Raw genomic sequence first — 12,130 nt, forward strand, 5'->3', positions numbered from 1 at the left:
CTCGGTTAGGCGTCCGGCTGCGCCTGGAAAGGCGTTTCCTTGTCGGTGCGTTCTTTCTTGCCGAAGGCGGCGATGCCGACTTTGATGGCGAAGAACAGGACGCTGAACACGACGATCAGGAACAGCACAGTCAGGGTAGCGTTGGTGTAGGCGTTGAAGATCACATGCTGCATTTGCCCGATGTCCTTGGCCGGAGCCAGAACCTGGCCGGCGTCCAGCGCGGTGCTGTACTTGTTGGCCAGGGCCAGGAAGCCGACAGCCGGGTTCGGGTCGAACAGCTTGATCAGGCCTGCGGTGGTGGTGCAGATCAGCAGCCATACCGCTGGAACCAGTGTGACCCACATGTAGCGCTGGCGCTTCATTTTGATCAGGACCACGGTGCCGAGCATCAGCGCGATACCGGCCAGCATCTGGTTGGAGATACCGAACAGCGGCCACAAGGTGTTGATGCCACCCAGCGGATCGATCACGCCTTGGTACAGCAGATACCCCCACAGCGCGACGCAGCCGGCGGTGGCCAGCAGGTTGGCGCCCCAGGATTCGGTGCGTTTCAGCGCCGGAACGAAGCTGCCCAGCAGGTCCTGCAGCATGAAGCGACCGGCACGGGTACCGGCGTCTACCGCGGTGAGGATGAACAGCGCCTCGAACAGGATCGCGAAGTGGTACCAGAACGCCATGGTGTTCTCACCCGGCAACACCTGGTGGAGGATCTGCGCGATACCCACCGCCAGGGTCGGCGCACCACCGGCACGGGCCAGGATGGTGTGCTCGCCGATGTCACGGGCGGTCGCTTCGAGCTGCTCCGGCGTGATCGCGAAGCCCCAGCTGCTGACCGTCTGCGCCACCGACACGACGTCGGCGCCGACCACTGCGGCCGGGCTGTTCATCGCGAAGTAGACACCCGGCTCGATGACCGAGGCGGCAACCATGGCCATGATGGCGACGAAGGACTCCATCAACATGCCGCCGTAGCCGATGTAACGGGCGTTGGTTTCGTTGTCCAGCAGCTTGGGCGTGGTGCCCGAGGAGATCAGCGCATGGAAACCGGACACGGCGCCACAGGCGATGGTGATGAACAGGAACGGGAACAGAGTGCCTTTCCAGACCGGCCCAGTGCCGTCGGTGAACTGGGTCAGCGCCGGCATTTTCAGCTCGGGCGCGATGACCAGGATGCCGATAGCCAGGGCAATGATGGTACCGATCTTGAGGAAGGTGGACAGGTAGTCGCGCGGTGCCAGCACCAGCCAGACCGGCAGCACTGCGGCGACGAAGCCGTAACCCACCAGCATCCAGGTGATCTGCACGCCCGTGAAGGTGAACGCCGGGCCCCAGACCGGATCAGCGGCAACCTGGCCCCCCAGCCAGATCGACAGGAGCAGCAGCACCACGCCGATCAGCGAGATTTCGCCGATGTGGCCCGGGCGGATGTAGCGCATATAAATGCCCATGAACATCGCGATCGGGATGGTCGCCATCACCGTGAACATGCCCCATGGACTCTCGGCCAGGGCCTTGACCACGATCAGCGCCAGCACCGCGAGGATGATGATCATGATCAGGAAGCAGCCGAACAGGGCGATGGTCCCCGGAATCCGGCCCATCTCCTCGCGCACCATGTCGCCCAGGGAGCGGCCGTTGCGGCGAGTGGAGAGGAACAGGATCATGAAGTCCTGCACCGCGCCGGCCAGCACCACACCTGCAATCAGCCAGAGCGTGCCGGGCAGATAGCCCATTTGCGCGGCGAGAACCGGACCGACCAGCGGGCCGGCGCCGGCAATGGCGGCAAAGTGGTGACCGAAGAGGATGTGCTTGTTGGTCGGGACGTAGTCCAGGCCATCGTTGTTGAGGACCGCCGGAGTGGCCCGACGCGGGTCCAGTTGCATCACCTTGGTGGCGATGAACAGGCTGTAGTAACGGTATGCAACCAGATAAATCGCCACCGAGGCGACGACAATCCACAAGGCATTGATGGCTTCGCCACGCCGCAGGGCAACCACCCCGAGCGCACAGGCCCCTATCACTGCCAGCGCCAGCCAGGGAATATGGCGGGCCAGGCTATTATTGTTGTTCATGGTTCGCTTCCAGCTAGTGGATAAAAGGTAGCTTTTCGAGTCTAGCGATACTGGCCGGAAAGGCCAGCCCCAACGTTGGTCTAGAGCCTCCAGAGCCCATGGCCACCATCGCAGATTGCGCCCCTTGCCTGGCGCTGGCAAGCACTGCGCTATAGTTCAGAACAACCGTGGAGGGCCGAGTATGAGCGAGCAGAACGAACGTCGACGCTTCAAACGCATTGCCTTCGATGCGCCTACCGAACTGATCCAGGGCGAGCGCCGCTGGCCGGTCAAATTGCTCGATATCTCGTTCAAGGGCCTGTTGATCGAGTCTCCCGAGTACTGGGACGGCGATGATGAGCAATTGTTCGATGCCGCCGTGCACCTGAGCACGGACGCCGTGGTCAGGATGCAGGTGGAATTGCGCCATGTAGAGGGCCCATATCTGGGCTTCATTTGTAAACATCTCGACCTGGAGTCGATAGAACACCTGCGCCGCCTTATCGAGCTTAACCTCGCAGACTGCACCGAATTGGAGCGGGAATTCCACGAACTCATCGAAGTTTAAGATCGTTTAGCCTGCTACCCACCAGAACCTGACGACCTGATCAGCTTTAAATCCTGCTAATCCCACACACCTGAAGGGCCTTTTCATGGCCTTTCAGCGTTTTGGCGCGCCTGTTGGAACGAAAGCTGCAAAGGTGATCGTGTTCAAGTCAAGGGCAGAGTGTCCCTGAGACAATCAAAAAATTGTATACAATTGTGCTGGCAATCTTATGTAGCAGTTGTCTACAGTGGCGGCACAACAATAAAACAGAGATCACGCTCCCATGAACACGTCCTCACCAAGCACGTCTTCAGTTCCGCGTCCTGAAGACGAAAATCTCGGCCTGGGTCCCAACCTGGCCTATGGTCTGCAACACGTTTTGACGATGTATGGCGGTATCGTTGCTGTCCCCCTGATCCTCGGCCAGGCCGCGGGTCTCGGGCCTGCGGAGATTGGTCTTTTGATCGCCGCGTCCCTGTTCGCCGGTGGCCTGGCCACCCTGCTGCAAACCCTTGGCCTGCCGTTCTTCGGTTGCCAGTTGCCGCTGGTACAGGGTGTGTCGTTCGCAGGCGTTGCCACCATGGGCGCCATTCTTTCCACTGAAGGCGGCGGAGGCCTGCCGGGGGTATTGGGCGCTGTGATGGCGGCCTCGTTCCTGGGCTTCCTGATCACACCGATCTTCTCGCGCATTACCAAGTTCTTCCCGCCACTGGTGACCGGTATCGTCATCACCACCATCGGTCTGACCCTGATGCCGGTCGCGGCCCGCTGGGTGATGGGTGGCAACAGCAAGTCGCCAGAATTCGGCAGCATGGAAAACATCGGCCTGGCGGCCCTGACGTTCACCTTCGTGCTGCTCCTGAGCAAGCTCGGCAGTGCGTCGATCTCGCGCCTGTCGATCCTCCTGGCGATGGTCATCGGTACGTTGATCGCCTGGTCGCTGGGCATGGCCGACTTCAGCAAAGTGCTGGAAGGCCCGATGGTCGCCCTGCCCTCGCCGTTCCACTTCGGCATGCCGACCTTCCACATCGCCGCGATCCTGTCGATGTGCATCGTCATCATCGTGACCCTGGTGGAAACCTCGGCGGACATCCTCGCGGTCGGCGAAATCATCGACACCAAGGTTGACTCCAAGCGTCTGGGCGATGGCCTGCGCGCTGACATGGCGTCGAGCATCCTGGCGCCGATCTTCGGTTCCTTCACCCAGAGCGCTTTCGCCCAGAACGTCGGCCTGGTGGCCGTGACCGGGGTCAAGAGCCGCTACGTGGTGGCGACCGGTGGTGTGATCCTGGTGGTCCTCGGCTTGCTGCCGATCATGGGCCGGGTCATTGCCGCAGTACCGACCTCGGTACTCGGTGGCGCCGGCATCGTGTTGTTCGGCACCGTGGCTGCCAGTGGTATCCGTACCCTGTCCAAGGTGGAATACAAGAACAACATGAACCTGATCATCGTCGCCGCCTCGCTGGGCTTCGGCATGATCCCGATCGCCGCGCCGAACTTCTACGATCACTTCCCGAACTGGTTCGAAACCATCTTCCACTCGGGGATCAGCTCGGCAGCCATCATGGCGATCTCGCTGAACCTGCTGTTCAACCACTTCAAGACCGGCAACTCGGACCAGCAGTCGGTATTCGCTGCGGGCTACGAGCGCACTGTCGTCTACTCCGATATCTCCGCCCTGCGTGATGGCGACTACTTCCAGGACGGCAAGCTGTTCGATGCCGAAGGGCAGGAAATCCCGATGGTCGCCGAAGGGGACCATGGCGGGAGCGCGCCGCGACGATCAGCCGTCGCCGAGCACTGAGAACACGGCAGTCCCAGGGGCCGATGCGCAAGCATCGGCCCCTTTCATTTGGTTGGCGCACGTACGTTTCGTTCAACATTCCGACACACGGATATGGCACTTTGCCTCTACCGGTCTATCGTCGTCGATCCGGATGGAACATCCCCTTCACATGGAATATGGAGAGCGTGAACATGACTTATGTGCGTAAGGATCTGTGGGACCTGGGAGAAGGCTGGAACGACACCATGCTCTGGTATGCCAAGGCCGTCCAGGAATTGCAGAAGCGGCCGATCACCGACAACACCAGTTGGCAATTCCTCGGCGCCATCCATGGTTTCAAGAAAGACCTCTGGATAAGCCACTGGCAAATCACCAACGACACGCCTCTCCCTTCACAAGCGGAGCAGGACACGTTCTGGAACCAGTGCCAGCACCAGAGCTGGTACTTCCTGCCGTGGCACCGCGGCTACCTGCAAGCCTTCGAAAACATCGTGCGCGACACCATCACCAAGCTGGGCGGCCCCTCGGATTGGGCCCTGCCCTACTGGAACTACAACGAGATAGGCACCCGGCTGCACAGTGTCACCCTGCCGCACATCTTTTACGAAGCCAAGCTGCCCGACGGCAGCGACAACCCGCTGGCCCTGCCGAAACTGCGCTTCGGCAATACCATCGACCACCGGGTGGTCATCGATCCACTGAAAATCAACCTCAAGTCGCTGGACATCGTCCTCTTCACCGGCGGCTCCACGGGTGGTACGCCGGGCTTCGGCGGCCCGGAAACCGTCTTCCATTTCGACGGTGACGTGCAAGGCGGCCTGGAAAACAACCCGCACAATCCGGTGCACATCGCTGTTGGCGGTCACATAAACAGGCACGGCGAGAAACAACCGTTCGAAGGCCTGATGTCGGACCCGCAGATGGCTGGTCTGGACCCCGTGTTCTGGCTGCACCACGCCAACATCGACCGCCTCTGGCAGGTATGGCTCGACCGTAATCCTGCGCACAAGAACCCGGTCAATGATTCAGACTGGGTCGAAGGCCCGCCGTCAGGTGGTCGTCCGTTCATCATGCCGGCTCCGGATGGCAGCACCTACACGTACATCGTCTCGCAGATGCTCAGCCTGGAAGAGCTGGGCTATACCTACCAGTACCTTCCCAAACCACGCCAGGCGCACCTTGCCGCCGCGAAGGTGGAGGCAACTGCCGTGACCGATACCAAAGTCACTGAACTGCTCGGCGCCAATGCCCAGCCGATCAAGCTGCTCGGCAGCCGCTTCGAAAGCCCGGTGCGCCTGGACAAACCCGGCATCGCCAAGGTCACGCGGAACCTTTCCGCACGCGGGCTACTGGGCGCCGGCAACGCCGCCCCGCTGCCCGATGAGCGGGTGTACCTGAACGTGGAGAACATCCGCGGCCAGCTCAACGCCGTGATCCTCTCGATCTACGTCAACCTGCCAGACGGTGCATCGCCAGAGAGCTACCCCAATCTGTACGCCGGTGACATCGGGCTGTTCGGTGTACGGGTAGCCAGCCAGAAGGATGAAGGTCACGCCGGCGCCGGTCTGACCGCAGTCCTCGACATCACCGACATCGTCAACCGCCTGAACGTCAATGGTCATCTGGACCTGGATCACCTGCACATCAGCGTGGTCGCCAACGTCGACCTGACCCCGGCTGCCGATATCTCCATCGGTCGCATCAGCGTCTACCGCCAGGGCCAGTAAGGATGTTCAACCGGCATTTCGCAGAGAAGCTGCTGCGCGGTCCATGGCCGTGGCTGGCCGTGGCCAGTCTCGCCGGTTGGGCGGCAATGCTCGGAGCACCAGCCCAACTGATGCTCCCGGCATTCTGCGGTTCGGTGGCCTCGCGGGTCTCCGACGGGCTGTGGTCCGCCTGGACCCTGGCCCTGGCCTTCGACCCGCAAGGCCTGCTGTTCGCCTGGCTGCTGATGCTGCTGGCGATGATGCCGCTGCTGCTGGGCGGGCCGCTGGTCTATCTGTGGAAACGCAGCCTGCGCCGTCGCCGCCCTCTGGCCCTGGGTCTGTTCCTGCTCAGCTATTGCCTGGTATGGACTGCAGCCGGGGTGGTGATCGCCCTGCTCAGTGTCACCGCGCAATTGCTCGGCAGCGACAGCCCGTGGCTGATGCTGGCGCTGGTGCTGGGCCTGTGCCTGCTCTGGCAGGCCTCACCGGCCAAGCAGCACTGCCTGAACAACTGTCACTATCCGCCGCGGATTTCCGCCTTCGGCGGGCCCATGGTGCGGGATTGCCTGCGCTACGGGCTGACCAACGGATTCTGGTGCATCGGCGCCTGCTGGCCGGCGATGCTGCTGCCCAGCCTGGTGCAACAGGGGCATAGCCTGCTGATGCTGGCGTGCATGGTCTGGCTGGCCTACGAGCGCCTGCTTCCGGCGCGCCAGGCCCGCTGGCGCTGGCCGCTGCCTGCTGGTCAACGGCTGGTGGAGACCCTGGCATCACGGCTGGCGAAGTACCGGTCGAGCCGTCGCAAGTCGCTCGCCTCCAGGGTCCCCGCCAGATAGTGAACCTGCAACCAGGCCCGCAGGTATTCGTGGCGGGCCTGGGCCAGGTCGCGCCGCGCGGTGTACAGCTGCTGCTCGGCATCCAGCACATCCAGATTGACCCGCTCCCCGCCCGCCACGCTCTTGCGCGTCGCGTCGATCAAGCGGTCCGCCGACTCCACCGCCAGCTCATAGGCGCGCACCTTGGCCACGCTGCTGGCGCACAGGTTGAACTGCTTGCGCAACTGATTGAGGGTGTCGGCGGTACTGCCGTCCAGCTGATATTGCACCCGGTCCCGCTCGGCCCGAGCCTGACGAGTCGCCGCCGATACTCCGCCACCGGCGAACAACGGCATGCTCAGTTGAATACCGACACTGTCGGTGTCGTAACGCTGGTTGTAGGTGCTCTCCGAGCTGGAACTGGAGCGCCCGGTGCTGGCGTAGGCGCTGAGGCTGGGCAGATGCCCGGCGCGATTGCGCTCGACGCCTTGGTCCGCCGCCTCCACCGCGTGACGCTGGGCGATCAGCTCGGCGTTGTTGGCGACCGCCAGGTCGCGCCAGTGCTCGAACTTCGCCGGCGCCAACGGCTCCACCCGGAATCCTGCGGCCAGGGGCGCCAGGTCTTTCACCGCCACCGGCTCGCCGATGATCGCCTGCAACTCGCGCAGGGCCGCATCCTGACTGTCCGCCGCCTCGATTTCCTGGGCCTCGGCCAGGGAATAGCGGGCGCGGGTTTCCAGAACGTCGGTGCGGGTGCCCTCACCGCCCTTGAACAACCGCTCGTTCAACTGCAACTGCTCGGCGTAGGCCCGCCGCTGGGCCTGGGCCAGCGCAATCTGCTCATTGGCGAACAACGCTTCGCTGTAGGCCTGGAACAGGCGCACCACCAGTTCCTGCCCGCGCCCGCGAAACTGCGCATCAGCCAGCAGCGCCTTGGCCACACCCTGGCGGTACTGGGACCAGGCGGCGTAATCGAACAAAGGCTGTTGCAGGGTCAGGGTCGAGGAATAGCTGCGGTAGTCGCGCTGGCTGGTGAGCGTGCCGGCGGTGGTGGACTGGGTCACTTCCGAATCGTTGCGCGCACTGTTGTAGCGGTACGACAGGTTCGGCAGCAACGCAGCACGGCCGATGGCACGGTTCTCCAGCCCGGCGTCGCGCTCGGCGATGGCAGCGTGAAACGTCGGGTCGTTGCGCAGCGCCAGGGCGAAGGCATCACTCAGGTCGAGGGCGGCAGCGGGAAGACTCAGGCCCATCAGCATCACGCAGGACAACAGACGCATCATTCCTCCGCCAGGGCGACATGGGCCCGGTCGGTCAACGGCTTGAACAGGTAGTTGAGCATCGAGCGCTCGCCGGTGCGGACAAAGGCTTCCACCGGCATGCCGGGGCGGATGTCCTTCCCGGCCAGTTGGCGCAAGCCGTCTTCGCCGACCCGCACGCGGACCTGGTAATACGGCTGACCGTTGTGTTCATCCAGCAGGCGGTCGGCGGACACCAGAGTGACCTCGCCCTCGACCCGCGGCGTGGTGCTCTGGTTGAAGGCGACGAACAGCAGTTCCACTGGCAGGCCGGGGCGCAGGCGGTCCACCAGTTCCACCGTGGCGCGGGCGTCCACCAGCAGCGGCACGTCCCGGGGGACGATCTCCATCAGCGACTGGCCGCGGGTGATCACCCCACCGTTGGTGAAGACGCTGGACCCGACCACGGTACCGCTGGCCGGCGCCTTGATCTCGGTGCTGTCCAGGTCGAAGGCGGCGCTGCGCAGGCGGTTGTCGAGGTCGGCAGTGTTGGATTGGGCCTCGGTGAGTTGCTGCTGCACCTCACGCTGATACTCCTGCTGGCGCTGGGCGACGCGCAGCTTCAGTTCGCCAAGCTGACGACGGGTACGACCAACGGTGCCGAGGTCTTCGGAGATGGCGCCGTTGACCTGGGCGTACAGGCGTTCGCTGTCCAACAGGCGGTTGCGCGGAATGTAGCCATCGCGGGCCAGCTCACGCAGGCCCTGCAACTGCTCTTGCAAGGCGGCACGTTGCTCCTGCTTGGCCGCCAGCGACCCCTGCACGCCGTCGAGGCTGGCCTGGGCCCCGGCGCTGTTCTCGCGCAACCCGGCCAGTTCCATTTCCAGTGCCTGCCTGCGACTGAGCAGGAGCTGTCGCTGGGTGTCGAGGATCGCCGCCAGCCAGGGCTCGCTGGCGTCCTTGAGTAACGCCGGGGAAAACACTACGCCACTGGCGCCGTCGCGCTCGGCCAGCAGACGCTCCTGCATGGCCCGCGCCGTCAGGTACTGCACCCGCAGCGACTCGTACTGGGCCTTGGCCTGGGTGGCATCGAGACGCACCAGCACCTGCCCTGCCGTGACCTGATCGCCATCACGGACCAGCAGTTGTTCGATCACGCCACCATTGAGGTGCTGTACCGCCTGACGGCTGCCGGCCACCACCACGTTGCCGCTCAGTGGAACGCCCTTGTCCAGGGGCGCCAGGGCGGCCCAGAGCATGAAGCCGCCGAAACCGGCCACCACCAGCCACAGGCCGAGCCGCGCCGGACGGCGCTCGTCCATGTTCAGTACGTTATGGGGCGGCCGGGTCGTGTCGACCGGGCCGGATAGCGGTGCGGAGGCATTCATGGATCAGGCTCTCGGTGTGCCGTAGCTCATGCTGACGGAGGTGGGGCTGCGCGGCGCGGTAGGCGTGGGCACCACGGTAGGACGGGCGGCCCGTTGCAGGTCCTGGAGCACCCGTGCGGTCGGGCCGAACCCCTGCAACTGGCCGTTCTGCAGCACCAGCAGTTTGTCGAGGCCGCTCAACAGGCTGGGCTTGTGGGTAATCAGGATCAGCGTGCGGCGCTGTTCGCGGACCTTGGCAACCGCTGCCAGCAGCGCCTGCTCGCCGGCCTCGTCGAGGTTGGAGTTGGGTTCGTCGAGGACGATCAGTGCCGGCAGGCGATACAGCGCGCGGGCCAGGCCGATGCGTTGGCGCTGGCCGCCGGACAGCCCGCTGCCGCCCTCGCCAAGCACCGTGTCGTAGCCCGCAGGCAATTTGAGGATCATCTCGTGGACCCCGGCCAGTTGCGCCGCCGCCACCACCGCCTCGGCATCAACCTCACCCAGACGGGCGATGTTGTCGGCGATGCTGCCGGCGAACAGCTGCACGTCCTGGGGCAGGTAGCCGATGTGCTGGCCAAGGGCATTCCTGTCCAGGCGTTGCAGGTCGGCGCCGTCCAGGCGGACCTTGCCGTCGAAGGGCTTCGCTGCCCCGACAAGCAAACGGGCGAGGGTCGACTTGCCGGAGCCCGAAGCACCGATGATGCCCAGCGAGTCGCCGGCATCCAGGGCGAAACCAAGGTTGCTCAGGCAGGGCTTGCCGCTACCCGGCAGCAACGCGGTGACCTGCTCCACCGCCAGGCGACCGCTGGGGGCTGGCAGCGGCATGCCTTCGGGGCGTGGCGGCTGGGCTTGCAACAGCGCGGTCAGGCGCTCATAGGCCTGGCGTGCCGAGCCCCACTGGCGCCAGACCGCGATCACCTGATCGATCGGCGCCAGCACCCGGCCCATGAGGATGGAGCCCGCGACCATCATCCCCGGGCTCACCTGCTTCTCCAGCGCCAGCCAGGCGCCAAGGCCGAGTACCAGCGATTGCAGGGTCAGGCGCAGGCACTTGGATACCGCAGTGACCGCCGCAGCGCGCTCGCTGCCGTGGTTCTGCTGGCCGAGAAAACCATGGTGCAGGCCGGTCCAGCGCTGGCGCACCGCATCGAGCATACCCATGGCTTCCATCGCCTCGGCATTGCGCAGGTTGCCACTGGCCTGCAGTCCGGCCTGCTGGGCCAGTTGGCCGGCGTCGGCGAAGGGCTTTTGCGTCAGCCGTTCGTTGAGCCAGGCCAAGATCATCAGCAGCACCGCGCCGACCAGCGCCATCAGGCCCAGCCAGGGACTGAACAGGAACATCACCGCGAGGTACACCGGAAACCACGGCACATCGAAGAAGGCGAACAACGCCTGGCCGGTGGCGAACTGGCGCAGGCTGGTCAGGTCCGCCAGCACCTGGCCGGCGGCGCCCTTGCTGCCCGCCAGGCTCGCTTCATAGGCCGCCTGGAATACCCGTGGGTTGAGACGCAGGTCCATGTGCGTGCCCAGGCGGATCACCACCAGGCTGCGCACCCACTCCAGCAGGCCCATGAAGGCGAACACCCCGACGATCATCAGGCTGAGCATCAACAAGGTCATTTCGTTGCCCGACGACAGCACCCGGTCGTAAACCTGCAGCATGTACAGCGCCGGCGCCAGCATCAGCAGGTTGATCACCGCAGTGAACACACCGACATTGGCGAAGCTGGCGCGACAGGCCTTGAGCGCCAGCCGCACTTCATTGACCGAAACGGGAGCGGTTCCCATTGCTTGGATTCCTCGCAGACAGCGACGGCGGGTGATTGCTTTCACTCCGCCCTCGCCACAGAATTCGCACCACCGCAGCCTGGGCCCGGCAAAGACACGGGCTGCGGGGTAAATGCAGCAGATCGGCGAATGCCAGGGTGACCTGACATTCGCTTTTTTATGTCGCGATCACGCCGCCAGAGCGAGATCTTCCGGCAACGCCTGGACGCCGACGGCGGTGGCCGGGGACGAAGCCAGGGCAGCGCTGATGGCAGCGAAGGTGCTGTCGGTGGAGACGCCGTAGCTGGACAGCAGGGTGTCCAGTACGCCTTCCAGGGCGGAGGTATTGCCCTGCATCAGGCCGAAAATGGTCTGGTGGACTTCGTTTCCGGTACGGCCGGCACCCAGTACGGAATCCAGGTCCAGGCCGGCGAAGGTCACCACGTCCTGTTGCAGGGTGAAGTCGCTACCCTGACCGCCACCCAGGCCGTAGCCCAGCGACACCTCGTCCAGAGCACCCCACAGGTAGTGGTTGAAGTTGCTGCCGGACGGAACCCCAGGGGTGAAGACATAGTGCAGGCCATTGGCGGTATCGCTACCGGCGATGAACGCGTAGTCGGAGCCGTTGGCACCATGGGTGGCGTACTCGCTGCCGTCATAGGTGCCTGTGTTGAAGCCACCCGTGTTGCTATTGCCATGACCTGCGGTAGCGAATCCGGTGGCCCACTCCGACAGGTACTGGTCGACGGTGTAGTTGGCGAAGACGGCATCGTAAGTAACGGAAATGCTCATAACTGTTCCTCTGAACGTTTTGGTGGTTTGACGAAGGCTCCTGCCCTCGTTTTTGCCCTGA

9 protein-coding genes are annotated in these 12,130 nt (G+C 64.0%); 4 read left to right on the forward strand and 5 right to left on the reverse strand.

From position 1 onward, the window contains the following. Positions 1-5 precede the first annotated feature (5 nt). Positions 6-2,072 (reverse strand): carbon starvation CstA family protein, encoded by a 2,067-nt coding sequence (locus HWV67_RS25600; protein WP_095159902.1) that lies wholly within the window; start codon positions 2,070-2,072, stop codon positions 6-8. Positions 2,073-2,253: 181 nt separating this feature from the next. On the opposite strand from HWV67_RS25600, the gene HWV67_RS25605 reads away from it, so the two are divergent. The 4 genes from HWV67_RS25605 to HWV67_RS25620 all read left to right on the forward strand — a co-directional run bounded on the left by HWV67_RS25605 (position 2,254) and on the right by HWV67_RS25620 (position 6,926). Then, positions 2,254-2,619, forward strand: coding sequence for a PilZ domain-containing protein (locus tag HWV67_RS25605; protein WP_175653281.1), 366 nt, complete (start codon positions 2,254-2,256; stop codon positions 2,617-2,619). Positions 2,620-2,881: 262 nt separating this feature from the next. Continuing rightward, positions 2,882-4,402 (forward strand): nucleobase:cation symporter-2 family protein, encoded by a 1,521-nt coding sequence (locus HWV67_RS25610; RefSeq protein ID WP_175653282.1) that lies wholly within the window; start codon positions 2,882-2,884, stop codon positions 4,400-4,402. A gap of 173 nt (positions 4,403-4,575) precedes the next feature. After that, the gene (locus HWV67_RS25615) at positions 4,576-6,111 is read left to right on the forward strand and encodes a tyrosinase family protein (protein WP_175653283.1); all 1,536 of its coding nucleotides are present in this window, start codon (positions 4,576-4,578) and stop codon (positions 6,109-6,111) included. Between the two features lie 2 nt (positions 6,112-6,113). Then, on the forward strand, positions 6,114-6,926 hold the full coding sequence (locus HWV67_RS25620) for a copper chaperone (RefSeq protein WP_175653284.1): 813 nt from the start codon (positions 6,114-6,116) through the stop codon (positions 6,924-6,926). Here HWV67_RS25620 and HWV67_RS25625 read toward each other — a convergent pair. The 4 genes from HWV67_RS25625 to HWV67_RS25640 all read right to left on the reverse strand — a co-directional run bounded on the left by HWV67_RS25625 (position 6,836) and on the right by HWV67_RS25640 (position 12,069). After that, complete coding sequence (locus tag HWV67_RS25625; protein ID WP_110970981.1) at positions 6,836-8,185, reverse strand: TolC family outer membrane protein; 1,350 nt, start codon at positions 8,183-8,185, stop codon at positions 6,836-6,838. The two genes, HWV67_RS25620 and HWV67_RS25625, sit on opposite strands and share 91 nt — an antisense overlap. Further along, entirely contained in the window at positions 8,185-9,531 is a 1,347-nt protein-coding gene (locus HWV67_RS25630) for an HlyD family type I secretion periplasmic adaptor subunit (RefSeq protein ID WP_371929338.1), read from the reverse strand. Before HWV67_RS25630 ends, HWV67_RS25625 begins: the two co-directional genes overlap by 1 nt. Before the next feature lie 3 nt (positions 9,532-9,534). After that, positions 9,535-11,298 (reverse strand): type I secretion system permease/ATPase, encoded by a 1,764-nt coding sequence (locus HWV67_RS25635; RefSeq protein WP_175653285.1) that lies wholly within the window; start codon positions 11,296-11,298, stop codon positions 9,535-9,537. Between the two features lie 168 nt (positions 11,299-11,466). Next, positions 11,467-12,069, reverse strand: a complete 603-nt coding sequence (locus tag HWV67_RS25640) for a heme acquisition protein HasA (protein ID WP_110970983.1) — start codon at positions 12,067-12,069, stop codon at positions 11,467-11,469. Positions 12,070-12,130: the final 61 nt, after the last annotated feature.

It is taken from the genome of Pseudomonas sp. Marseille-P9899, assembly GCF_903166565.1.
Classification (GTDB): Bacteria; Pseudomonadota; Gammaproteobacteria; order Pseudomonadales; family Pseudomonadaceae; genus Aquipseudomonas; species Aquipseudomonas huaxiensis.